The organism is Erwinia sp. LJJL01 (assembly GCF_047300805.2).
Taxonomy (GTDB): Bacteria; Pseudomonadota; Gammaproteobacteria; order Enterobacterales; family Enterobacteriaceae; genus Erwinia; species Erwinia aphidicola.
In genome coordinates, this window is the sequence record NZ_CP178576.1 from 920,713 (window position 1) to 945,879 (window position 25,167).

General features: G+C 60.8%; 13 protein-coding genes. 1 reads left to right on the top strand and 12 read right to left on the bottom strand.

The window, feature by feature from the left end; all coding sequences use genetic code 11:
• Nucleotides 1-49: 49 nt before the first annotated feature.
• From lplT to ACLI4M_RS05150, 12 genes are all read right to left on the bottom strand, one after another.
• Nucleotides 50-1,255, bottom strand: coding sequence for a lysophospholipid transporter LplT (gene lplT, locus ACLI4M_RS05095; RefSeq protein ID WP_133622852.1), 1,206 nt, complete (start codon nt 1,253-1,255; stop codon nt 50-52).
• The gene (gene aas / locus ACLI4M_RS05100) at nt 1,245-3,407 is read right to left on the bottom strand and encodes a bifunctional acyl-ACP--phospholipid O-acyltransferase/long-chain-fatty-acid--ACP ligase (protein ID WP_048917180.1); all 2,163 of its coding nucleotides are present in this window, start codon (nt 3,405-3,407) and stop codon (nt 1,245-1,247) included. Before aas ends, lplT begins: the two co-directional genes overlap by 11 nt.
• Nucleotides 3,408-3,634: 227 nt before the next feature.
• A complete protein-coding gene (locus ACLI4M_RS05105; protein ID WP_133625016.1) occupies nt 3,635-5,023 on the bottom strand; it encodes an efflux transporter outer membrane subunit in 1,389 nt (462 codons plus the stop codon).
• Nucleotides 5,024-5,039: 16 nt separating this feature from the next.
• A complete protein-coding gene (locus tag ACLI4M_RS05110; RefSeq protein WP_133622851.1) occupies nt 5,040-8,138 on the bottom strand; it encodes an efflux RND transporter permease subunit in 3,099 nt (1,032 codons plus the stop codon).
• Complete coding sequence (locus tag ACLI4M_RS05115) at nt 8,135-11,317, bottom strand: efflux RND transporter permease subunit (protein ID WP_133622850.1); 3,183 nt, start codon at nt 11,315-11,317, stop codon at nt 8,135-8,137. The genes ACLI4M_RS05110 and ACLI4M_RS05115 overlap by 4 nt, the downstream gene beginning before the upstream one ends.
• Entirely contained in the window at nt 11,314-12,546 is a 1,233-nt protein-coding gene (locus ACLI4M_RS05120; RefSeq protein ID WP_133622849.1) for an MdtA/MuxA family multidrug efflux RND transporter periplasmic adaptor subunit, read from the bottom strand. Before ACLI4M_RS05120 ends, ACLI4M_RS05115 begins: the two co-directional genes overlap by 4 nt.
• 571 nt (nt 12,547-13,117) lie before the next feature.
• Nucleotides 13,118-14,524, bottom strand: a complete 1,407-nt coding sequence (locus ACLI4M_RS05125; RefSeq protein ID WP_301291991.1) for an efflux transporter outer membrane subunit — start codon at nt 14,522-14,524, stop codon at nt 13,118-13,120.
• Complete coding sequence (locus tag ACLI4M_RS05130; protein ID WP_133622848.1) at nt 14,514-17,642, bottom strand: efflux RND transporter permease subunit; 3,129 nt, start codon at nt 17,640-17,642, stop codon at nt 14,514-14,516. The genes ACLI4M_RS05125 and ACLI4M_RS05130 overlap by 11 nt, the downstream gene beginning before the upstream one ends.
• A gap of 14 nt (nt 17,643-17,656) precedes the next feature.
• Nucleotides 17,657-18,784, bottom strand: coding sequence for an efflux RND transporter periplasmic adaptor subunit (locus ACLI4M_RS05135; RefSeq protein ID WP_133622847.1), 1,128 nt, complete (start codon nt 18,782-18,784; stop codon nt 17,657-17,659).
• 202 nt (nt 18,785-18,986) lie between these two features.
• On the bottom strand, nt 18,987-19,175 hold the full coding sequence (locus tag ACLI4M_RS05140; RefSeq protein WP_048917186.1) for a hypothetical protein: 189 nt from the start codon (nt 19,173-19,175) through the stop codon (nt 18,987-18,989).
• A gap of 432 nt (nt 19,176-19,607) precedes the next feature.
• On the bottom strand, nt 19,608-21,323 hold the full coding sequence (locus ACLI4M_RS05145; protein WP_133622846.1) for a penicillin-binding transpeptidase domain-containing protein: 1,716 nt from the start codon (nt 21,321-21,323) through the stop codon (nt 19,608-19,610).
• 287 nt (nt 21,324-21,610) lie between these two features.
• On the bottom strand, nt 21,611-23,884 hold the full coding sequence (locus tag ACLI4M_RS05150) for a molybdopterin guanine dinucleotide-containing S/N-oxide reductase (protein WP_133622845.1): 2,274 nt from the start codon (nt 23,882-23,884) through the stop codon (nt 21,611-21,613).
• A 183-nt stretch (nt 23,885-24,067) separates the two neighbouring features.
• On the opposite strand from ACLI4M_RS05150, the gene galR reads away from it, so the two are divergent.
• Nucleotides 24,068-25,069, top strand: coding sequence for an HTH-type transcriptional regulator GalR (galR, locus tag ACLI4M_RS05155; RefSeq protein WP_133622844.1), 1,002 nt, complete (start codon nt 24,068-24,070; stop codon nt 25,067-25,069).
• Nucleotides 25,070-25,167: the final 98 nt, after the last annotated feature.

Here is a 25,167-nt window from a genome sequence, read left to right on the forward strand (position 1 = left end):
GGAAGTTGTGCGCTTTAATCAGCAAAACGGGCCTTTCGGCCCGTTGATGTTATACCCGGCGTTTTTGTGCCAGCTGCCAGCCCCAGAGTACCGCAATGGCAATAGCAAACAGCGCGCCGAAGCCGACCCCGGTGGCAACCGGCGGCGCGCCCAGCTTGATCGCCAGCGAGTAAAGGCCGAGCATCAGCAGCATCGCGGTGTTCTCACCGAGGTTCTGCACCGCAATCGCATTGCCCGCCCCGACGCTCTCTTTACCGCGCATCTGCAGCAGCGCATTGAGCGGCACCACGAAGAATCCGCCGAGCATGCCGATAATCACCAGCAGCACGTAAGCATTGATCGCCTGATGCTGCAGCGAGAAGGCGACGACGGCCACACCGATCAACACCCCGGCAGGCATACAGCGGCCGACCGTTTTCAGCGTCACCAGCTTCGCGGCCGCAATCGCACCGATAACAATCCCTATCGCCACCATCGCATTCAGCAGCGTCGGCGTTTTATTATCGGTTATCCCCAGCGCCACCGGCACCCACAGCACCAGCAGGAAGCGCAGCGTGACGCCCGCGCCCCAGAACAGGCTGGTTCCGACCAGCGAGAAGCGCGTCTGGCCGTCGCGCCACAGCACGCGGCAGGCGTTGAAGAAGCTGGCCGACATCTGTTTCGGGTGCCAGGACTGGCCGCCGCGCGCCGCCGCCAGTTTCGGGATCAGCAGGTTAGCCGCTACCGCCAGGCCGTAGGCCAGCACGCAGGCCACCAGCGCCCCGGTCAGATTCCAGTCGGCGAGGAAGCCGCCCGCCACTGAACCCAGCAGGATCGCGGCGATGGTCGAAGACTCCATCAGCCCGTTGGCTTTTACCAGCGTTTCTCCGTCGGTCAGCTCGCCGAGAATGCCGTATTTCGCCGGGGAGTAAGCCGCAGCGCCAATGCCCACCAGGCTGTAGCCGAGGAACGGATCCAGCCCCACGCAGATGGTCAGCGCCCCCAGCAGCTTTAGCCCGTTGGCGAACATCATCACCCGTCCTTTAGCGTAGCTGTCCGCCAGCTGGCCGACGAACGGCGCGAGGATAATATAGGTAGCGACAAACACCATCTGTAATATCGGCTGGCTCCAGTCCGGATAGACCTGCTGTTTTAGCACCGCAAGGGTGGCAAACAGCAGCGCGTTATCGCCAAATGCTGACAGGAACTGGGCGGCGATCACCGCCATCATGCCTTTCGACATCAGCGGTTTAGCACCAGCAACTTCACTCTTCATGTTGTGCCTCTGGCTTTTCTGCCATTTCGCGCAGGGTGACAAAGTCCGGTTTCCCGCTGCCGAGCAGCGGCAGCTGTTTCAGCACGCGGATATCACGCGGTATCGCCAGCTCCGGGCTGCCCAGCTCGCGGGCGGCGCGGGTCAGCTGTTCACGCGTCAGTTCAGTATCGGTGGTAAACAGCACCAGCGCCTCGCCGCGATTACCGTCCGGCTTGATGGTTGCCGCATGCTGTTTTTCAGCGGACGCTTTCAGCGCGATCAGCTCGACGCTCTCCAGTGAGACCATCTCACCTGCGATTTTAGCAAAGCGCTTCACGCGCCCCTGTATCTGGCAGAAGCCGCCTTCGTCAAAGCTGACGATATCGCCGGTGTCATACCAGCCCGCTTCCATCTGCCCTTCGCCATTATCCGCCGCCGGCGCTTCCAGCACGCCCGGGCGTTCTACACGCAGGTAACCTTTCATAATGTTCGGGCCGCGCAGCTGGAGCTGGCCGCCATTTTCAATACCCGGAACCGAGATCAGGCGTGAATCCATCCCCGGGAGAATGCGCCCGACCGTGTGGGATTTTGCTGCCATCGGCACATTAATCGCCACCACTGGCGCGCACTCGGTAACGCCATAACCTTCGAGAATACGAATGCCGTACTTCTCCATCCACAGTTCACGCGTGGTATTTTGCAGCTTCTCAGCGCCGGCAACCACGTAGCGCAGGCGGGCGAAATCATACGGGTTGGCAAAGCGCGCGTAGTTGTTAAGGAAGGTCGAGGTGCCGAACAGCACGGTGCAGTTACGGTCATAGACCAGTTCAGGCACAATGCGGTAATGCAGCGGGCTGGGGTAGAGAAACACCTGCGCCCCGGTCATCAGCGGGGTAAACAGGCCCACGGTCAGGCCGAAGGCGTGGAACAGCGGCAGCGCGGACATAAAGCGGTCACGCGGGGTAAAGTCCGCCACGGTACGGATCTGCTCAACGTTAGCCAGCAGGCTCTTGTGTGAGTGCACCACGCCTTTCGGATGGCCTTCTGACCCCGAGGTGAACAGCACCATGGCTGCATCCTCCGGCTGCTGCACCACTTCCGCTCTGGACGGCATCAGCAGATGACGCAGCACCCACAGTTTGTCCTGCGTGGTGACGGTATCTTTCAGATCTTCGAGGTAGATCCATTTTACCTGGGTGATGCCTTCCGGCAGGTGCCACAGCTTGCCTTTGTCGAGGAACTGGCGCGAGGTGAAGACGGTTTTTACTTCAGCGGCGGTCAGCGCGCTGGTCAGCCCTTTCACCCCGGCGGTGTAGTTGAGCATCGCCGGAATTCGCCCGCGCAGCGATGCGCCCAGGATCGCCGCCGCGGTGACGGTGGCATTGGGCAGCAGCAGGCCGACATATTCGCCCTGGCGGGTGTAGCGCTCCAGAATGCGCCCGACGCCGAGCGCTTTTTTCAGCAGCCCGGTGTAGCTGTCAGGTTTGAAGCTGACGTCTTCAATGCAGGGCTTGAACAGGCCGTAGCGGGTGCGCGCCGCGAGAAATGCCTGATACAGCGTCTCACGCGGGCGCACCGCCATGCGTGCTTCCATCATAATGTGCTGCAGATGCTCGCCTGCCAGCTTGCGGCGGTCGCGCGCGCGCGGCGCATCCGGCATCGGAATGACGGTAGCGGGCAGCACGGTGAGGGTAATACGCGGGAACAGGCGGCGTTTAAACACCCCGGCCAGGCGGCCAAACGGCGAGAATTCGGCCCCTTCAATACGCATCGGCACCACGGTCGCCTGCGATTTGGCCGCGACGAACGCTGCACCGTCGTAGATTTTCATCAGGGAGCCGGTGACGGTGATACGTCCTTCCGGGAAGATCACCACCGGGCGCCCCTGGGCAACCAGCTTCACCAGATGTTTTAACGCCATCGGCTTCGTCGGGTCGAGCGGCACAAAGTCAATCAGCGAGCGCAGCGCGCGCATGTACCACTGTTCGCTGATCGAGGAATATACGGCAAAGACCGGCTTTACCGGCAGAAAGACCGCCAGCAGGATGCCGTCAATAAACGACATATGGTTGGGGGTGATGATCACCTTCTCTTTATATAACCCAGAGAGGTCGCCGTTCAGGCGCGTGCGGAACAGCACCCGCAACAGAAAACGCAGTACGGAAAACAGCATGTCTTGTCCTTTCTCGCTGCAATAAACTGGGTTAACGATGCAGGAAAGGTGCGGACAACTCAATATTTATTAAGGAATTGGTGCGGTGATGACGTGTAGGGGTCGACCTTCTTTTCCGGTCGACCCGTGCAGCCAGTTACGGGCGGACCGGAAAAAAAGGTCCGCCCCTACAGAACTTCGATGAGAAATAACCCATATATACTCTGTTAAGCATCAAGTAACCGACCCTACATTTTATCTGACCAGCCGCCGCCGAGCGCCACGATCAGCTTCACGCTGGTGACCCACTGGGTGCTTTGCAGCGTCAGCAGGCTCTGCTGCTGGCTAAGGCTGGTGTTTTCGGTGCTGGCAACGTCGAGATAGTCGATCATCCCGGCCTGATACTGATTATAGGTGACGCGGGCGGACTCCTGCGCCGATGCTGCCGCCCGCTGCTGCGCCTGCATTTCCGCCGCAAAAGTGTGCAGCTCCACCAGATAGTTTTCCACCTCTTCGAAGCCGGACAGCACCGTCTGCCGATAGCTGGCCACGTCAGCGTCATAGGCAGCCCGCGCCTGTTCAACTTTCGCCGAGGTGGCGCCAAAGTCGAGCAGCGTCCCGCTCAACTCCGGCCCCAGCGACCAGACGCGGTTCGGCAGGGAGATCAGGTGGCTAAAGGTCGAGCTGCTGTAGCCGCCGCTGGCGCTGAGCGTCAGGTCGGGATAGTAACCGGCAATCGCCACGCCAATCGCCGCATTGGCGGCGGCCACGGTGCGCTCGGCCTGGGCGATATCCGGGCGGCGCTGCAGCAGATCCGCCGGTAACGCCTGCGGAATAGCGGGCAGCGTGGCCTGCAGCGGTGCCACCGCCAGGCTGAACGCCGCCGGGGTTTGGCCGATCAGCACCGCAATGGCGTGCTCCAGCTGCGCGCGCTGCCAGCTGAGATCGAGCGCCGAGGCGCCGGCGCTCTCCAACTGCGTTTCCGCCTGCGCCAGCGTGCCGCGCGATTCGCTGCCCGCCTGGTATTTGTTGTTGATCACCGTCAGGTAGCGCTGATAGGCCTCAACGCTTTTCTGGTACAGGGCGATGCGCTGGTCGAGAATGCGCAGCTGGAAATAGTCCTGTGCCAGCGTCGACTGCGCGCTGAGGGTAATGTTGGCAAGCTCCGCCGCACTGGCATCGGCGCTGGCCCGGTTCTCCTCCAGCGTGCGGCGCAGTTTGCCCCAGATATCCAGCTCCCAGGACGCGGACGCCTGCAGCGAATGGCTGTTGCTGATGGATTTGCCTGTTTCACTGCTGCTGGCGGTGCCGCTGCGCGTCGAGCTGCCGCTGCCGGTAACGCTCGGCAACAGATTGCTGCGCGACTCCGAGGCCAGCGCCAGCGCCTGGCGATACTGCGCTTCATACTGCGCCACATTCTGGTTGGAGACCTGCACCTGACGCAGCAGGCCATCGAGCGTGGAGTCGCGATAGACCGCCCACCACGCGCCTTTGCTGGCCTGGTCCTGCGGAGTAGCCTGCTGCCAGCCCTGCGCTTCTTTATAGTGCAGCGCGCCCGGCGCACTCGGGCGCTGGTAGTCCGGGCCAACGGCACAGCCACCCATCAGCAGAGCGAGCGCAACGGGCAGGGTTTTCATCATCATTTTCATCGGATTATTCAGCCTGACGCAGGCGCTGCCACTGGCGTTGAGTGGCGCGACTGACGCGATCAAGATAGAGGTAAACCACCGGGGTGGTGAACAGGGTTAATAGCTGGCTGAGCGCCAGGCCACCGGCAATCGCCAGCCCCAGCGGGCTGCGCAGATCGGCATCGCCGCCGCTGCCGAGCGCCAGCGGCAGCGCGCCGAAGAAGGCGGCCAGCGTGGTCATCATAATCGGGCGGAAACGCATCAGGCAGGCCTGGGTAATCGCCTGCTGCGGGCTCATGCCCTGCTGGCGTTCGGCGGCCAGCGCAAAGTCGATCATCATAATGGCGTTCTTCTTCACAATGCCGATCAGCAGCAGAATACCGATCAGCGCAATCACCGTCAGCTCGGTGCCGGTCAGCAGCATCAGCAGCAGCGCGCCGACCCCGGCGGACGGCAGCGTGGAGAGGATGGTCAGCGGATGGATGTAGCTCTCATACAGCATGCCCAGCACGATATACACCGCCGCCAGCGCTGCCAGAATCAGCCACGGCATAGAGGCGCTCAGCTCGGTAAACGCCTGCGCGGTTCCGGCAAAGCCCGCCTGCACGTTGTCCGGCAGGCCGATTTTCGCCATCGCCGTTTTCACCGCCGCCTGCGCCTGCTCCAGCGATACGCCATCCTGCAGGTTGAAGGCGATGGTGCTGGTGGCCGACTGCCCCTGATGGTTTACCGACAAGGGCGCGTTAGCCCCGCTGAAGCTGGCGAAGGCGGAGAGCGGAATGCGATCGCCGCTGTCGTTAATCACAAACAGCTTATTCAGCGTCTGCGGGTCACGCGTCCATTCACCGCTGAGCGACATCACCACGTGGTACTGATTCAGCGTTTTATACAGCGTGGCGACCTGGCGCTGGCTGAAGGCGTTGTTCAGCATATCGTCGAGCATCTGCACGTTGACGCCGAGGCGAGTGGCGCGATCGCGATCGATGTTGATCATCACCTCTTGGCCGCCGGTCTGCGAATCTGAATCGACGCTGGTCAGCAGCGGGATCGCCTCCAGCGCCGCTTTGACCTTCGGCGTCCAGACGCGCAGCGTGTCGAGATCGTCGGCCTGCAGGCTGTACTGATACGAGGCGTTGGCGCTGCGCCCGCCGATATGGATATCCTGCGCCGCCATCAGAAACAGCTGCACCCCGGGCACGCTGCTCATTTTGCCGCTCAGGCGGTTGGCGACTTCGCTGGCGTTGGCGTCACGCTGGTCGAAGTCCTTCAGATGCACGAAGAACATCGCGGTATTGCGCGAACCGAATGCCCCGCTGCCCATCGACGACATCACGCCATCCACCGCCGGATCCTTTTCGATCATTGCGGCAAAGGCTTTCACCTTTGGCTCCATCGCCTGGAAGGAGACATTCTGATCGGCTCGCATCATGCCCATCAGCAGGCCGGTATCCTGATTAGGGAAAAACCCCTTCTGCACCACCGCATAGAGAAACAGGTTGAGCACCACGGTAAGCAGCAGGCTAAACAGCGTCAGGCGCTGGTGGCGCATCACCCACGCCAGCGCCGCCGCATAGCTGGACAGCAGGCGATTAAGGCCGTTTTCTATCCACTGGTAAAGAGGATGTGGCCGCTTTGTCACCTGCGGTTTACGCTTCAGCAGGCGCGAACAGAGCATCGGCGTCAGGCTGAGCGACACCACCATTGAGATAATCAGTGAGCTAGTCAGCGTGACCGCGAACTCGCGGAACAGGCGACCAACAATGCTGCCCATCAGCAGGATCGGGATAAACACCGCAATCAGCGACAGAGTCATCGACAGCACGGTAAAGCTGACCTCCTGCGCGCCTTTAATCGATGCACGTACCGGGCTCAGCCCCTGTTCGATATAGCGGGTGATGTTCTCCAGCACCACGATGGCGTCATCGACCACAAAGCCGGTGGCGATAATCAGCGCCATCAGCGACAGGTTATCCAGGCTATAGCCGAGCAGATACATCACCGCGCAGGTGCCGACCAGCGACACCGGCAATGCCAGCGCCGGGATCGCCAGCGCCCGCACGTCGCGCAGGAAAACAAACACCACGCCAATCACCAGCAGCATGGCGATCAGCAGCGTCTCTTCGGTGTCGTACAGCGAGGCGCGCACGTTGGGGCCGCGATCCACCACGATGGTCAGCCTGACGTCGGCGGGCAGCGCTTTCTCAATCTGCGGCAGCTGCGCTTTAATGCCGTCGATGGTCTCCAGCATGTTGGCCCCGGCGGAGCGCGTTACGCCAATGGTCACTGACGGCGAGCCGTTATAGAAACCGGCGCTGTAGTTATCCTCCACCGCGTCATAGACTTTCGCCACGTCGCTTAAGCGAATAGCGCGCCCGTTGCTGTAGCTCACCACCAGGTCACGATACTGCTGCGCCTGCTCCAGCTGGCCGTTGCCGTCAACCATCCACGACTGGGTTTTCCCTTCCAGCATTCCCTTAGGCAGATTGGTGGTGCTGTTGGCCACCGCTGCACGCACCGTATCCAGTGAGATACCGGCCTGGCTAAGCCGCTGCGGCTGCAGGTCGATGCGCACGGCGGGCAGCGCGCTGCCGCGCAGCGAGACCTCCCCGACCCCATTCACCTGGGCAACCTTCTGTTTGATCTTGCTGTCGGCAAGGTCATACAGCTCGGCGCTGGTGCGGGTGGTGGACGAGAGCGCCATCATCACTATCGGCGCGTCGGACGGGTTGGCTTTCTGGTAGGTCGGCAGCGACGGCATGCTGCTCGGCAGCAGGCTGCGCGAGGCGTTAATCGCCGCCTGCACGTCGCGCGCCGCGCCGTTGATATCGCGGCTCAGCGCAAACTGCAGGATGATATTGGTGGAGCCCTGCGAGCTTTCCGAGGTCATCTCGCTAATGCCGGCAATCTGCCCCAGCGCGCGCTCCAGCGGGGTAGCGACGGTGGCCGCCATGGTTTCCGGGCTGGCGCCGGGCAGGCTTGCCGACACCATAATGGTCGGAAAGTCCACCGTCGGCAGCGGTGCGACCGGCAGCAGGCGGTAGCCGAGCGCCCCCAGCAGCAGGATCCCCAGCGTCAGCAGCAGCGTGGCAACCGGGCGGAAAATAAACAGGCGCGTGATACTCATTCGCGCCCCCGCGCGGCGCGGCGGCGCAGAGCGCGTCTGGCGCGCTGCGACATGCCGTCAAACCACAGATAGATCACCGGGGTGGAGAACAGCGTCAGCAGCTGGCTGAAGATCAGCCCGCCGACGATCACCAGCCCCAGCGGCTGGCGCAGTTCGGCTCCGGAACCGGAAGCCAGCATCAGCGGCAGCGCCCCAAGCAGCGCGGCCATGGTGGTCATCAGGATCGGCCGAAAGCGCAGCAGGCACGCCTGGTGAATCGCCTCACGCGGGCTGAGGTGCTGCTTATTCTCCGCCTCCAGCGCAAAGTCGATCATCATAATGGCGTTCTTTTTCACGATGCCGATCAGCAGGATCACCCCAATCAGCGCGATCAGGCTGAATTCGGTATCCGCCAGCAGCAGCGTCAGCAGCGCGCCGACCGCCGCCGAGGGCAGCGTCGAAAGAATGGTCACCGGGTGGATAAAGCTCTCGTAGAGAATGCCCAGCACCACATACATGGTGAGCAGCGCGGCGAGGATCAGCCACAGCGTATTGCCGGTGGCGTTCTGGAATGCGGCGCTCTCGCCCTGGTAGCGCAGCGTAATGGATGACGGCTGCGCCAGCGCGGCGCTGACCTCGCTAATCGCCTGCTGCGCCTGCTCCAGCGAGTAGCCCTCATTCAGGTTGAACGACACGTTGACCGCCGGGAACTGATTGAGGCGCATATGGACCAGCGAGCCGGTGCGCAGATGGATGGCGGCCACCGAAGTCAGGCGCACCATGCCGGTGGTGGTCGTGGCGGTCGCGCTGCTGGAACTGCTGCTGGTTGATGTAGAGAGGGTAGCGCTGCTGGCGCTGGTCGAACTGCTGCCGGACGGCTGAAGCCAGACATCGTCAAACGACGCCGGGGAGCGCTGGAACCTTGGCGCCACCTCCAGCACCACGCGATACTGATTCGACTGGGTAAAGATGGTCGAAATCAGCCGCTGGCCGAAGGCGTTATACAGCGCGGTATCAACATCGGCGGCGGTAATGCCGTAGCGCGCGGCGGCATCGCGGTTCAGCTCGACCCAGGCCACTTGCCCCTGGTCCTGCAGGTCGCTGACCACGGAACTGAACTCCGGGCGCTGCTGCAGCGCGCTGACCAGCTTCGGCGACCACGTCACCAGGGTTTCGCTGTCGGCGTCGTCGAGGCTGAACTGGTAGCGGTCCGGCGTGACCCGATCGTTGACCGTGAGATCCTGTGCCGACTGCATATAGAGCTGAATGCCCGGCACGCTGGCGCTGGCCTGCTGCAGCTGTTTGATCACGGCATCGGCGCGCTCGTCACGATCCGCAAAAGATTTAAGGTTGATCTGCATACGGCCGCTGTTGAGGCTGGTGTTACTGCCGTCAATGCCGACGGTAGAGGAGAGGCTTTCAACCGCCGGATTTTTCAGGATCTCCGCTGCCAGCTGCTGCTGACGGCGCGACATCTCCTTAAACGACACATCCTGCGACGCCACGGTAACCCCCTGGATCAGCCCGGTATCCTGCGCCGGGAAGAAGCCTTTCGGGATCGCCACGTACAGCAGCACGGTAAACACCAGCGTGGCCAGCGCGACACAGAGCGTGAGCCGCTGATGGTTCAGCACGATGGTCAGCAGGCGGTCGTAACCGGCCACCAGCTTATCGAAGAACTGCCCGCCCTTGCGGTAAAAGCGCGACTGGCGCTCCTCGGGGATGTGGCGCAGCAGGTAGGCACACAGCATCGGCGTCAGGGTCAGCGACACCAGCATCGAGACGAAGATCGACACCGCCAGGGTGATGGCAAATTCGCGGAACAGCCGCCCGACGACATCCCCCATAAACAGCAGCGGGATCAGCACCGCAATCAGCGAGAAAGTCAGGGAGATAATGGTGAAGCCAATCTGCGCCGAGCCTTTTAGCGCCGCTTCCATCGGGGTTTCGCCCTGCTCAAGACGACGGGAGATGTTCTCCACCACCACAATCGCATCGTCGATGACAAAGCCGGTGGCAATGGTCAGCGCCATCAGCGAGAGGTTATTCAGGCTGAAGCCCGCCAGGTACATCACGCCAAAGGTGCCGACCAGCGACAGCGGCACCGCAAGGCTGGGGATCAGCGTCGCCGCCACGTTGCGCAGGAACAGGAAAGTCACCATCACCACCAGGCCAATCGACAGCATCAGCTCAAACTGTACGTCGCCGATCGAGGCGCGAATCGTCTGGGTGCGGTCGGAGAGTATCGTCATTTTCACCCCGTCCGGCAGCGCAGCCTGCAGGGCCGGCAGCTGGGCTTTGATGCTGTCCACCACCGAAATCACGTTGGCACCGGGCTGGCGCTGTACGCTGATAACAATCGCCGGGCTGTTGTTCGCCCACGCCGACTGCCAGGTGTTTTCCGCCGCCTCTTCAATGTGCGCCACGTCGCGCAGGCGCAGCGCCGACCCATTTTTATAAGTGAGGATCAGATTGCCGTACTCGGCGGCGGTGCGCAGCTGGTCGTTGGCGTCGATGGTGACCGAGTGAAACTGGCCGTCGAAGCCGCCCTTTGAACCGTTAACGTTGCTGTTGCTGACCAGGGTGTTAACGTCTTCCAGCGTCAGGCCGTGCGCCGCCAGCGCCTTCGGATCCATCTGCACGCGGATAGCGGGTTGATGCCCGCCCGCCAGCGTGACCATGCCAACGCCGGAGATCTGCGACAGCTTCAGCGCAATACGGGTGTTCACCAGATCCTGCACTTTGGTCAGCGGCAGCGTGTCCGAACTGGCCGCGAGAGCGATCACCGCGCTGTCCGCCGGATTCACCTTTTTATAGGTTGGCGGATTGGGCAGATCGGTCGGCAACAGGCTGTCGGCGGCATTGATCGCCGCCTGCACTTCCTGCTCCGCGACGTCGAGCGACAGGTCGAGGGAGAACTTCAGCGCAATTACCGAAGAGCCGCTGGAGCTGCTGGAGGACATCTGGCTAAGGCCCGACATCTGCCCGAGCTGGCGTTCCAGCGGCGCGGTGACCGAGGAGGCCATCACGTCCGAGCTGGCGCCGGGATAAAGCGTGGTGACCTGTATCGTCGGATAATCCACCTGCGGCAGCGCCGAGGTCGACAGCATGCGGTAAGCGAAAATCCCGGAGAGCAGCACGGCCACCATCAGCAGGATAGTGGCTACCGGGCGGGCGATAAAAATGCGTGACGGATTCATGGTGCTGTCTTACTGCCGGCCGCGCTCTGCACCTCTTCGGCAGAGACCACCGAGACTTTGCTGCCGTTGGTCAGGCGATCGATCCCTTCCGTAACGACCTGCTCGCCGGCCGTCACCCCTGCGAGGATCGCCTGCTGGCTGTCACCAAACGCCGGGCCAGTGTTCACCGCCCTGCGCGTCACGCTGTGGTCTTTATTGACCACCCAGACAAAGCTGCCATCGCTGCTGAGCTGCAGTGCCTGAGCCGGGATGACCATCGCCTGTTTCAGCGTGCCGGTTTGCAGGCGCAGATTGACAAACTGATTGGGATAGAGCGCCTCATCCTGATTGGCAAACAGCGCTTTTAGCTCCACGCTACCGGTACTGGTATCGATCTGGTTGCTGATAAACTGCACCTCCCCCTGCCCCAGCTCGCTGCTGCCCTGCTGGTCAAACGCGGTGGCGGGCAGGCTCTGGTCGTGGTGCAGCGCTTTAAGCAACGACGGGATATGGCTTTGCGGCACGCTAAAGGTCACCGCGGCAGGCTGGGTCTGGGTAATGGTGACTAACCCGGTAGTGGAGCTGCTCTGCACCATGTTACCGGCATCGACCAACCGCAGGCCGACGCGCCCGCCGATCGGGGCGGTGATGCGCGCATACTCAATGTTAAGCTTTGCCGCATCAATCTGTGCCAGATCGGCTTTCACCGCCCCGCTGTACTGGCCGACGGTGGCCGTTTGCGTGTCGAGATCCTGGCGCGCCAGCGAGTCCTGGGCAAACAGTTTCTGGTAGCGCGCCAGCGTCAGCTGGGCACTTTTCAGCAGCGCCTGATTCTGGTTAAGGTCGCCCTGATACTGCGCCAGCGTGGCCTGGTAGCTGCGCGGATCAATCTGCGCCAGCAGCTGCCCGGCGCTGACTTTCTGCCCCTCTTTGAAGTAAACGTGCGTCAGCTGCCCGTCAACGCGGCTGGTCACGGTGACCGTGGCGTTGGGGATGACAGTGCCAAGCGCCGTCAGATAGATGGGCACATCAGCCTGCGTGACCTCGCCGGTGTGCACCGGCGTCGTCATCCCCGCCATCATCGGGCCTGCACTGCCGGGCCCGCCCGGCCCTTTCATGCCGCCATGCGCGCCCGCTGCGGAATGAGCCGGCCAGAAGCGCCAGACCAGGCCTGCGACAAGCAATAGCAAAATAACGCAGAGGATGATATTACGCCGGGAGTGCGGCTTTTTCGGGCGGTTCGCGGTCATGAGGTTACGTTCTTTAAGATGCAGCAAAGTGATAAATGCGCCGGAATGTCCAGCGCGATAAGAATGCAATGCGGGTCAGATCTGTTCCGAACCCTACGCAACCTTGTACAACCACATTCTGACGGGCCAGGCATGCCATGGCCCCTACGGATATCTGATGCGGGCCTGGCATGCCATGGCCCCTACGGATATCTGATGTGGGCCAGGCATGCCGTGGCCCCTACGGATATCTGATGTGGGCCAGGCATGCCGTGGCCCCTACGGATATCTGATGCGGGCCTGGCATGCCGTGGCCCCTACGGATATCTGATGCGGGCCTGGCATGCCGTGGCCCCTACGGATATCTGATGCGGGCCAGGCATGCCGTGGCCCTACGGATATCTGATGTGGGCCAGGCATGCCGCGACAGCTGCGGATTTGTACTCTGGTTTTGTAGGGGTCAGGCATGCCTGACCCGCTAAGCCATCAACCTTTGTTGATAGTCATTTCTATCATCATCTATCCCGCTGACGAGATTCTATATTGGGGGCGTAAGAATTTCGTAAAAAATGCGATATTTAATCAGGAATGCTCACGATCTCCAGCCACCTCCCAGCGCTTTATACAGCGTGATCTGCTGGTTTAACTGCCCCAGACGGGTGGCAATCAGCGACTGCTGGGATGCATACAGTGAACGCTGCGCGACCAGAACATTGAGATAATTATCCACGCCTTCACGGTAGCGCACCGTGGCAAAGCGGAAATTGCGCTGGTTTGCCGCCTCATCCAGCTGGCGTGCTTTTAGCTCATCCTGATAGGTTTCCTGCCCCGCCAGGGCATCCCCCACCTCTTTAAACGCGGTCTGAATGGTTTTTTCATAGTCGGCGATTTCAATGCGTTTTTGCAGTTTAGCGATATCCAGATTGGCCGAATTCACCCCGCCATCGAAGATCGGCAGGCTGATACTCGGGCCAAACGACCAGGCCGCCGTGCCGCCGGAGAGCAGGTGGCTGAAAGTGGCCGAGGTCGAACCGCCAGAAGCGGTCAGGCTGATGCTGGGGAAGAACGCCGCCCGCGCCGCGCCGATATTGGCGTTGGCGGCTTTCAGGGTATGTTCCGCCGCGATAATATCCGGGCGGTGGGTCAGCAGGTCAGACGGCAGGCCCGCTGGCGTGGCCGGAAAGTGCCACGCTTTCTGCAGGCGCGCGCCCGCCAGCAGGTTCGGCGGCAGATCGCTCCCCACCAGCAGCGCCAGCGCGTTAACGTCCTGACGCACCTGACGGCTGTAGCTGGCGATATCGGCCTGCGCCGTGCGCACCGACGTTTCTGCCTGTACCAGATCCTGCTCGCTGGCCACGCCGCCGTCATAGCTGCGTTTGGTCAGGTCATATGAATCCTGCTGACTTTTCGCTGTCTCCTGCGCCAGTGCCAGCAGCTCGTTATCCGAGCACAGCGACAGATAGCTCGAAGCCACTTCGGCGATCAGGCTGATCTGCGTCGCGCGCTGGGTGGCTGCGGTGGCCAGATACTGTTCCAGCCCCTGGTCGCGCAGGCTGCGCAGGCGGCCGAAGAAGTCCAGCTCCCACGCGGTCACCCCCAGGCTGGTACTCATCTGATGATAGGTTACCGGGCCGCTGCTCTGCGTGCTGTAAAGGCCCCCTGGCAGATGGGTGCCGCTCCCTTCAGCATCGAGGTCGATGGACGGCAGCAGCGCCGCACGGTCAATTTGCACCTGCGAACGCGCCACTTCCACGTTCAGCGCCGCCACCCGCAGGTCGCGGTTATTGGCGAGCGCGCTGGCAATCAGTTTGTGCATCACCGGGTCGGTAAAAAAGCTCTGCCAGCGGATCTCTGCGCCATTTCCGGCGTGGGTTCGATCCTGGCTGCCATAGTGCGTGGCCACCGGCAGCGCCGGACGATGATAGTCCGGCTCCATGGTACAACCCGCCATAATCAGCGCCAGCGGCACAACACCCAGAGTGAATGACTTACGCATCATGTTTTTCATCCTCAGTTTGCGTCTTTTTAGTACGCGTGAAGCACTGTGAGATCGCCACATAGAACATCGGCACAAAGAAGATGGCGAGGAAGGTTGCGGTGATCATGCCCCCGACCACAGCGGTACCAATCGAGTGCTGGCTACCCGCCCCCGCGCCGTGCGAAATGGTCAGCGGGAAGACGCCCAGCACAAAGGCCATTGAGGTCATGATGATCGGGCGGATGCGCAGCCTGGCCGCTTCGGTTGCCGCCTCCACCAGGCTCTTGCCGTGGTTATCGTGCAGTTCTTTGGCAAACTCGACGATCAGAATGGCATTTTTCGCCGCCAGCCCGACGGTGGTCAACAACCCGACCTGGAAAAACACATCATTGGTCAGCCCGCGCAGCAGCACGGCGAGAATGGTCCCCAGCACGCCGAGTGGCACCACCAGCAGCACAGAAATGGGAATCGACCAGCTCTCATACAGCGCCGCCAGGCACAGGAACACCATGATGATCGAAATGGTATACAGCGCCGGGGTCTGCGATCCGGACATCTGCTCCTCATACGACAGGCCGTGCCACTGCACGCGGAACCCTTTCGGCAGCGTGGCGGCAATCTGATTAACGGCCTTCACCGCATCGCCGGAGCTGTAGCCTGCCGCCGGGGAACCCATAATTTCTACCGCCGAGACGCCGTTAAAGCGCTCATAGCGCGGCGAACCGGACTGCCATTTGCCGCTGCCAAACGCCGAATAGGGCACCATATCGCCGCTGGCATTGCGGAAGTACCATTTGTCGAGATCTTCCGGCGTGACGCGCGAACCGGCGTTGCCCTGCACGTAAACTTTCTTCACGCGCCCGTTGTAGATGAACTGGTTAACGTAGGTCGACCCCCAGGCGGTGGAGAGCGTGTCATTGATATCTTCCAGGCTCAGCCCCAGCGCCCGGGCGCGTTCATCGTCAATAATCAGGTGATACTGCGGCTCATCCTCCATGCCGTTGGGGCGGGTGGCGAACAGCCGTTTGTCCTGGGCGGCCTTAGCGAGGAACTGATTACGCGCCGCCATCAGCGCAGCATGGCCCTGGTTGTTGATATCCTGCAGGAAGAAGTCGAAGCCGGTGGCGTTACCCAGCTCCATGACCGCAGGCGGCACCAGCGCGTAGGCTTTGACATCTTTCAGCGTGGCGAAGTACGCCATGGTGCGCGCAGCCACTTTAGCCACCGACTCATTGCTGTTGCGCTGATCCCAGGGTTTTAGCAGTACGAAGGACATGGCGGTATTTTCCCCGCGCCCGGCAAAGCTAAAGCCGTTCGGTGAGAACACCGACTGTACGGCGGGTTCATGCTTCAGCAGCCAGGCTCCGGCCTCATCCAGCACCTGCTGGGTACGCTCGCTGGAGGCATTTGCGGGCAGGGTCATCTGCATCATCATCACCCCCTGGTCCTCGTCCGGCAGAAACGAGGTCGGCACGCGGGTAAACAGGTAGCCGGTGGCGCCGACAATCACCAGGTAGACGATAAAGAACAGGCCACGGCATGAGATCACCGTGCCCACGCTGCGGGTATAGCTCAGCGCCCCGGCGTCAAATTTGCGGTTGAACCAGCCCGCGAAACCGGTGGTTTTCACATTGGCCGAGCTGGCTTTTAGCAGCGTGGCGCAGAGCGCTGGCGTGAAGATCATCGCCATCAGCACCGACAGCACCATCGCCGAAACGATAGTGATCGAGAACTGGCGGTAGATGGTCCCGGTCGATCCGCTGAAGAAGGCCATCGGCAGCAGCACCGCCGACAGCACCAGCGCAATCCCCACCAGCGCCCCCTGAATCTGCTGCATCGATTTAATGGTGGCCGCTTTCGGATCCAGCCCTTCGTCATGCATCACGCGCTCGACGTTCTCTACCACCACGATGGCATCATCCACCAGCAGGCCAATCGCCAGCACCATGCCGAACATCGTCAGTGTGTTAATGGTGTAACCGCAGGCGGATAAAATACCGAAGGTGCCGAGCAGCACCACCGGCACCACCATGGTGGTGATCAGGGTAGCGCGCAGGTTTTGCAGGAACAGCAGCATCACCAGGAACACCAGGATAATCGCCTCAATCAGCGTTTTCACTACCTCGTGGATTGAGGCGCTGACCACCGGAGAAGTGTCATACGGGAAGTTCACTTTTACGCCTTCAGGCAGGAACGGCTCGATGGTTTTCACCGTGGCGCGCACGCTGTTAATCGCATCCAGCACGTTGCCGCCGCTGGCCAGGCGCAGCGCAATCCCCACGGAAGGTTTACCGTTAAAGGTGGCGGAAATGCTGTAATCCTGCGGACCGAGGTCGACACCGCCGACATCGCGCAGGTGCACCTGCGAGCCGTCCGTATTTACCCTCAGCAGGATATTTTTAAACTGTTCCACCGACTGCAGGCGCGTCTTGCCGACGATAGTGGCGCTGAAGCGCGCCCCCTGCACGGTTGGCAGCCCCGCCAGCTTACCGCTGGAGACCTGGACGTTCTGCTGGGTGATGGCGGTGGTGATATCGCTGGGGATCAGCTGATATTTGTACAGTTTCGCCGGGTCGAGCCAGATGCGCATGCCGTACTCAGACCCCAACACGATAAAATCACCGACGCCGTTACTGCGGGCGATGGGGTCCTGCAGTTTCGACACCAGCAGATCCGCCAGGTCGCCGTTGCTCATATTAGGGTTGCTGGAGGTGAGCCCAACGACCAGCATAAAGTTCGCCTGGTATTTACGGATATTGATCCCCTGATTCACCACCTCGGTCGGCAGCTGGGATTCCGCCAGCGACACCTTGTTCTGCACCTGCACCTGGGCAGTATCCGGGTCGGTGCCCTGATTAAAGGTGACAATGATGGTCGCGCTACCGTCACTGTTACTCTGTGATTCGATATAGCGCAGATTATCCAGCCCGTTGAGCTGCTGCTCGATAACCTGGACCACGGTGTTCTGGGTGGTCTCCGCGCTGGCGCCTGGGTAAGCCACCTGCACCGAGATCGCCGGCGGCGCAATGTTAGGATACTGGTTGATCGGCAGGCTGTAGATCGACAGTGCGCCGACCAGCATCACCACGATTGCCACCACCCAGGCGAAGATCGGGCGTTCAATGAAGAATTTTGACATCTGATTTTCCTGATTTACTGCGCGGAAGGATCGGTGGTGGTGAGGTTGGCCTGCGGCGCGACTTTAGGCTGGCTCGCCGTGGCGTTGACCCGTGTTCCGGCACGCACGTTTTGCAGGCCGTCCACCACCACGCGGTCGCCCGCTTTCAGGCCGGAGTTGACCAGCCAGGCTTTGCCGACCATCTGCCCGGTGCTGACCATCTGCACTTGCAGCCGGTTATCTGCCCCCACTACATACGCATAGGGCCGCCCTTTGGTGTCGTGCATAATCGCTTCCAGCGGCACCAGCAGCCCCTGCTCGGCGACGCCCTGCGGCAGGCTGGCATGCACAAACATTCCCGGCAGCAGTTGGCGCTGAGGGTTCGGGAATGCGGCTCGCAGCGTCACGCTTCCGGTGCTTTCATCGACGGTCACCTCAGTGAACTCCAGCTTCCCTTCCAGCGGGTACGCCGAGCCATCCTCCAGCGTCAGTTTTACGGCGGCGGCATTCTGCCCTGCGGCCTTCAGCCTGCCATCAGCCAGCGCGCGCCGCTGTGCCAGCAGGTTGAGTGAGGACTCGCTGACGTCAACGTAGATCGGGTCAAGCTGCTGGATCAGGCTCATATAGCCTGTCTGCCCGCTGGTGACCAGCGCGCCTTCCGTCGACAGCGAGCGGCCAATATGACCGCCGATCGGTGCCAGCACGTGGGTGTAATTGAGATTGACTTTAGCGCTTTCGAGATCGGCTTTCGCTTCGCGCGCGGCGGCAACGGCATCATCCCAGGTCTGGAAGCTGATGGCGTGGGCGGCGGCCAGCGGTTTGTAGCGCGCCGCCAGCTTGTCGGCGTTAATTGAGGTTGCCAGCGCCTTATCGTAAGCAGCCTGATAGGTCGCCGGATCGATCTGGTACAGCGGCTGCCCGGCTTTTACCTCGCTGCCTTCGGTAAACAGGCGTTTGAGAATAATCCCGCTCACCTGCGGGCGAACTTCCGCGGTACGTACCGCTGTGGTGCGGCCAGGCAATTGAGTAAACAGCGTGACGGGCTGGCTGTGTAAGGTCGCGACGCCGACGTTGACGGCAGCCTCGCTAATGGTTGGCGCGGGCGTCCGATCGCAGGCGGCCAGCAAAAAAATTAAACTCGCGGGGAGGATCCTTAAGCGCATGGTGAAGTCTCAATTAGATGATACTAATTAGTAACGAGAGTGATTACTCTCATAAAGGAGAGCCATTATAGAGGGAGCGTCATCCTGACAGTGTTAAGTTTCTGCAAGGGTTGTTATCGAAACGCTACGTTTAAACGCTTCGTGCCGAATCAACATAATCAACAGCCGTACATGGCCCCTTCGTACGGTTCATTCGCTGTTATTAGCCGCGCGGTTCAATCCCTCGCCGACGCAGCTCACGCCGGGCCAGCTCCTTCAGCCAGCAGGCAAGCGTGACATTGTCATCGTCGGTCAGCGTTCTTAGCTGAGCGTGAAGTTCAGGGTTGATACGCAACTGAAAAGCCGCTGAGCGGCCACCGACTTTCTGCGTCCTGTCTTTAAGTTTCGGCATCGTGAGCAATTCCTGAGAGTAAAAAAGCGCCCCTTGTCGCGCTACCAACACATCAAGGGGCTGACACCACGCAATGGAATGCAGAACTGCGCAGTGGTAGAAGCACCTTACAGGGTCGGAATTTTTTCTTTTGACGATTGGTGTAGTTAAAGCGGCTGCAGATGTTAGCGAGTCTTTCTGCTGACATGATTAGGTAATGGGAGAGTGGCGGGCAAAAAAAAACCCACGCATCCGCGTGGGTTGGTGCAACTGAACAGGGTATCAGCCTGCCGGGAGCAGGCTGCATTCTCACCAATCAATACCTCTGGGAAAGCTATTGTCATCTGAACCCCTTGGGGAAACCAGCAAACAAAAGCAAATGATTGGCGCGAAATGAAACCAGTTATGACCGCTGCTGCACTTCTTTACATATTGATTATATTAGGATTTTTCTTATCCATGGTTATTTAAGGCATCGGGGGCGATATTCATATGCTTCAGCACCGGGCCGATAATATTGCCAAATACCGGGGCCGCAACCGAGCCACCAAAGTGGTCGCCGGCGGTTGGGTGGTTAATCATGATCACCAGCGCCACCTGCGGGTTACTGGCCGGCGCCACGCCTGCCGTGTAGTTAATGTAGCCACCGTCATATTTTCCGCTGTCGCCCATCTTTTCGGCGGTACCGGTTTTAATTGCCAGGCGGTAACCCGGCACGGCGGCGCGCACGCCACTGCCGCCCGGCAGCGCATCGCTCTCCATCATGTGCACCACCGAACGCACCGTATCCTCCGGTGCGACCCGGGTGCCCATGACCGGCGGGCTGACCTTAGTGATCGACAGCGGGCGATAAACGCCAAACGAACCGAGGGTGGCATATTCACGGGCAATCTGCAGCGGGGTGACGCGCAGGCCATAGCCGAATGAGAAGGTGGCGCGTTCGATATCGGCCCAGCGCTCGCGGTGCAGCGGGAAGTAGCCCACGCTTTCACCGGTCAGCCCCAGCCCGGTCGGCTTGCCCAGCCCGAACGAGTGATAGGTGTTGACCAGCACTTCGGCAGGCATCGCCAGCGCGATGTGCGATACGCCGATATCGCTCGATTTTTGCAGGATGCCGGTCATGGTCAGGCGCGGCCAGTGACCAACATCGCGGATCAGGTGACCGTTGACGCGGTACGGCGTGGTGTCCAGCACCGAGTCCGGGCGCACCAGCTTGCGGATCAGCCCTTCCATCACCACCAGCGGCTTCACCGTCGAACCCGGTTCATAGCTGTCGTTGATCGCCGTATTGCGCATCTGCATCGGCGACACATCGACAAAATTGTTCGGGTTGAAAGAGGGGTAAGACGCCATACCGAGGATCTCCCCGGTGTCGATCTTAATCAGCACCGCCGCGCCCGAATCCGCTTTATTGAGGATCACCCCGTCGCGCAGCTTGCTGTACATGGTGTACTGATCAAATTTGTCGATGCTGAGCTGCACCGTCGGCGGCTGCCTGGGCGGCTCGTAGTTGATCATCGCCACAATATTGCCGTTGGCATCCTGGCGATATTTCTCCACGCCCGGCGTGCCCTGCAATAGCTTGTCGAAGCCCTTCTCCAGCCCGGTCAGGCCGGTATTATCCGCGCCGACAATCCCGAGCAGCGGGCCGGTTGCCTCAGACATCGGGTAGAAGCGGCTGTCGTCATACACGGTGGTGATGCCGGTCAGGTGCAGCTTGGCGATATCTTTGGCAATGCCGAGTTCGATTTTACGCCCAAGATACAGGAAGCGGCGATTGGGATTGGCGTTGATCTGGGCCGCCAGCTGTTCCGGGCGCTGATCGAGCGCATTCGCCAGGTATTCCCACTTGTCGCTGGTAAAATCCGGGTGCGCTTCCAGCACGCGCTGCGGGTCCGCGATGATATCGCGCGACGGCACGCTCAGGGCCAGCGCTTCACCGTTACGGTCCAGCAAGGTGCCACGGTTAGTCGGCAGCGTAACGGTACGCAGCGAGCGCTCGTCCGCCTGCTTCTCCAGCATTGGATGGTTGATGAGCTGCAAATCCGCAGTGCTGGCCAGCAGGAACACCAGGCAGCCCAGCACACCCAGGCACACCAGCCGGAAACGCACGGGATTAAAAGTGGGAGCAGGCTGATCTTTAGCCTTATTACGTTTGAGCGGCGGCATCAATTTTCCGGAAAAGAGAACGAGGTAACTATGCGGGAGTTATACAAAAAATGCAGGTGGGTTAACAGGGAAACTGTGTTTCAGATCGTGAGTGACAGGCAAAAAAAACCTGCGCATCTGCGCAGGTTGGTGAAACAAAGCGATAAAAACTTTTTGATGTTCACCCATCAATACCTCTGGGATCTGAACTGTAGCAATCCCCCCACTTCAGCCGCTACCGCGCAATCGCAACAGTTACCCGCAAAATGTAACCAGCTATGTGATATGTAGGGGTTTCTGCAATCTTTTTAGTCCGTCACCTCTGCCTTTTTAATTTCCACCAGGCAGCTCATCGCGTTCGGGCCCTGGGTCAGCGATGAGGTGCCGATATCCAGCGTCAGCACGTTAGGATTTCCGGCGCGATCGTACGGCTTCCACGCTTTACCAAAGCCCGGATCGAACCAGGCGCCGGTGGCGATCAGTACCACCTGCGGGCTGACGCCGTCGGTAAGGCGCACCCCGGCCTGCATACGGCCACGGTCGTTGCTCACTTCAATCACGTCGCCGTCGCTGATGCCGCGTGCGGCCGCATCGTCAGGATGCATCCACAGCGTTTCACGCCCGGCGGTTTTATTGGCCTGCACGGAAGGGGTCGCATCCATCTGACTGTGCAGACGGTCGTGCGGCTGAATGGAGATCATGTGCAGCGGGAAGCGCTCGCCAATTGGCGCACCCAGCCACTCCTGCGGCGGCAGCCACTCGGGATGCGGTGCGAAATCTTCCAGCTGATAACCGGCAATGGTTTGTGAGAACAGCTCGATCTTGCCGCTGGCGGTTTTGATTGGGTTGGCAATCGGGTCCTGGCGGAAATCGGCCATAAAGACCCACGGCTTTTCGCTCGGCGGGATCTCAACGTGGCCCTGCTGCCAGAAGGTTTCAAACTCCGGGAAGTCGATGCCTTTGCCCTGATGCGCCAGCGCGCAGCGCTGGTAAAGATGCTTGATCCACGCCATCTCATCACGCCCCTCGGTAAAGGTGTCGCGGTAGCCGAGGCGCTCTGCGATATCGGCAAAAATGTCGAAGTCATTACGCGCCTGATGCTGCGGCTTGATCGCCTGATGCATCGCCAGCACGAAGCGGTCCTTCGAGGAGCCGCCGATATCGTTACGCTCAAGGGAGGTCGTCACCGGCAGCACGATGTCCGCCATTTGCGCCGCGGGCGTCCAGACAATATCCTGCACGATCACCGTGTCCGGGCGATGCCAGCCCTCTACCAGCCGGTTGAGCTGCTGATGATGGTGGAACGGATTGCCACCGGCCCAGTGGATCAGGTGGATATCCGGGTAGTGATGCGTCTTGCCCTGGAAGCGATATTCCTGGCCCGGATTCAGCAGCATGTCGCTGATACGCGCCACCGGGATCGCCAGATCTTCAATCGGGTTGCGCCCGGTCGACATCAGCGGCGATGGCCCCTCGGTGCGCGGGTTGCCGACGCTGTTCATTGACCCATGCCCGAAGGAGAAACCCGCTCCCGGCAGGCCCGGCTGACCGAGCATCGATGACAGCGCGATCATCATCCAGTACGGCTGCTCGCCGCGATGGGCGCGCTGTACCGAATAGGAACAGGTAATAAAGCTGCGTTTGCCGCACAGCTGCTGCGCCAGCAGGCTGATACGCGCCGCCGGGATACCGGTAATCGCGCTGGCCCACTGCGCCGTTTTCGCCTGCCCGTCGCTGTGGCCAAGCAGATAATCGCGCAGCTGCGGATAGCCCACGCAGTGCGATTGCAGGAAGGCATTATCTACCGCGCCGAGGCGCTCAATTTCAAAACCGAGCGCCAGCATCAGCGCTACGTCGGTATTCGGGCGGATTGGGATCCACTCTGCGTTAACAAACGCCGGGCAGTCATCGCGCATCGGGCTGATGTTAATCACCGGCGTGCCTTTAGCCGCCAGCTGCAGCAGCGCGGGTTTCAGGCTGTGCTCCCCTGCTCCGCCGGACGCCACCTGGCTGTTTTTCAGCGCCAGGCCGCCAAAGGCGACAAAAATCTCGCAGTGATCGACCACGCTCGGCCAGTCGGTGACGCGCCCGGTCAGCGGCATGTAGGTGCCGATAACATACGGCAGGAAGAACTGCGCCGCCCCCCAGCTGTAGTTGCCCTGCTGGTCGATACCGCCGCCGCCCAGGTTATAGAAGCGGCGCACCAGCGTGCGCGCGTGGTTGACGCGCCCGGCAGAGGACCAGCCGTAAGAGCCGTTGAAAATGCCGCTGGCACCGTAGCGATCGCGCACGCGGCGGTTCTCATCCGCCACCAGATCGAGCGCGGTTTCCCAATCCACCGCGACAAAGTCCTCGCGCCCGCGCAGGGTGCGGTCGCTTTTCTCACGCGATTTCAGCCACGAGCGGCGCACCATTGGCTGGCGGATACGTTTATCCGAATAGACCAGCTCGGGAATAGTGTTGAGCATCGGGGACGGATCCTGGTCCGCGAAAAAAGGCTCGCAGCGCAGCAGTTTTTCATTTTCAACCACGGCACTGAAGGCACCCCAGTGGGCCAGATGGGGCAGTTTTTTTATCGTCATGGCAGGATCCGCTATTCGGCAAATTTTCTGGAAACTCAGAATATCATCTTTCACCGTACCCCGGCAGATGTCGTTTATCTCTCCGGTTTGCGATGGCTGCGACACTCTGCACGCTTGCAGTCGCTGGCGCTTTCCGCAACACTATCCGCTATGTAAACGCTTACCCAGGAAGGCATTTAACCGATGGCTACCATTAAGGATGTTGCCAGGCTCGCGGGCGTTTCGGTTGCTACCGTCTCACGCGTGATTAATCACTCCCCCAAAGCCAGTGAAGCATCAAGGCTGGCCGTCACCCAGGCGATGGAGTCGCTGCAGTACCACCCGAACGCCAATGCGCGGGCGCTGGCGCAGCAATCCACGGAAACTATCGGGCTGGTGGTCGGTGACGTTTCCGATCCGTTTTTCGGCGCAATGGTGAAATCGGTTGATGAAGTCGCCTGGCAGACCGGCAACTTTTTGCTGATTGGTAACGGTTACCATAACGAGCAGAAAGAGCGTCAGGCGATTGAGCAGCTTATCCGCCACCGCTGTGCGGCGCTGGTGGTTCACGCCAAGAAAGTTCCCGATGAAGATCTGCTGCCGTTAATGCAGCAGATCCCGGGGATGGTGCTGCTCAACCGCGTGCTGCCCGGCTTTGAAACGCGCTGCATTGCGCTGGATGACCGCTACGGATCCTGGCTGGCGACGCGCTACCTGATCCAGCAGGGTCACAAAAATATCGCGTTTATCTGCTCTAACCATCCGATCTCCGATGCCAGCGACCGCCTGCAGGGCTACTACGACGCGCTGAAAGAGCACAGCCTGCCGTGCAACGACCGGCTGGTGGCGTTTGGCGAGCCGGATGAGGTGGGCGGCGAGCAGGCGATGACCGAACTGCTCGGCCAGGGGAAAACCTTTACCGCAGTGGCCTGCTATAACGACTCGATGGCCGCCGGGGCGCTGGCGGTGCTGAGCGATAACGGCGTGCGCGTGCCGGAAGAGATGTCGCTGATTGGCTTTGATGATGTGCTGGTGTCGCGCTATGTGCGCCCGCGCCTGACCACCGTGCGCTATCCGATTGTCACCATGGCGCAGCAGGCTGCCGCGCTGGCATTGGCATTAGCCCACGGCCAGCCGCTGCCGGAGGTCACCAACCTGTTCAGCCCAACGCTGGTGCGCCGCCATTCGGTGGCATCGCCGCCGTAATCCTGCGAAAAACGGGCGAGGCATGCCATCGCCCCTACACCGTATCCGTGGGATCGCCGCAGGGGTCGGCATCGACGACGCACTATCCGTGGGATCGC

Excerpts from the sequence above, each read along its gene's own strand:
- lplT (WP_133622852.1), bottom strand. The coding sequence starts at position 1,255 with ATGAAGAGTGAAGTTGCTGGTGCTAAACCGCTGATGTCGAAAGGCATG.
- aas (WP_048917180.1), bottom strand. The coding sequence starts at position 3,407 with ATGCTGTTTTCCGTACTGCGTTTTCTGTTGCGGGTGCTGTTCCGCACG.
- ACLI4M_RS05105 (WP_133625016.1), bottom strand. The coding sequence starts at position 5,023 with ATGAAAACCCTGCCCGTTGCGCTCGCTCTGCTGATGGGTGGCTGTGCC.
- ACLI4M_RS05110 (WP_133622851.1), bottom strand. The coding sequence starts at position 8,138 with ATGAGTATCACGCGCCTGTTTATTTTCCGCCCGGTTGCCACGCTGCTG.
- ACLI4M_RS05115 (WP_133622850.1), bottom strand. The coding sequence starts at position 11,317 with ATGAATCCGTCACGCATTTTTATCGCCCGCCCGGTAGCCACTATCCTG.
- ACLI4M_RS05120 (WP_133622849.1), bottom strand. The coding sequence starts at position 12,546 with ATGACCGCGAACCGCCCGAAAAAGCCGCACTCCCGGCGTAATATCATC.
- ACLI4M_RS05125 (WP_301291991.1), bottom strand. The coding sequence starts at position 14,524 with ATGATGCGTAAGTCATTCACTCTGGGTGTTGTGCCGCTGGCGCTGATT.
- ACLI4M_RS05130 (WP_133622848.1), bottom strand. The coding sequence starts at position 17,642 with ATGTCAAAATTCTTCATTGAACGCCCGATCTTCGCCTGGGTGGTGGCA.
- ACLI4M_RS05135 (WP_133622847.1), bottom strand. The coding sequence starts at position 18,784 with ATGCGCTTAAGGATCCTCCCCGCGAGTTTAATTTTTTTGCTGGCCGCC.
- ACLI4M_RS05140 (WP_048917186.1), bottom strand. The coding sequence starts at position 19,175 with ATGCCGAAACTTAAAGACAGGACGCAGAAAGTCGGTGGCCGCTCAGCG.
- ACLI4M_RS05145 (WP_133622846.1), bottom strand. The coding sequence starts at position 21,323 with ATGCCGCCGCTCAAACGTAATAAGGCTAAAGATCAGCCTGCTCCCACT.
- ACLI4M_RS05150 (WP_133622845.1), bottom strand. The coding sequence starts at position 23,884 with ATGACGATAAAAAAACTGCCCCATCTGGCCCACTGGGGTGCCTTCAGT.
- galR (WP_133622844.1), top strand. The coding sequence starts at position 24,068 with ATGGCTACCATTAAGGATGTTGCCAGGCTCGCGGGCGTTTCGGTTGCT.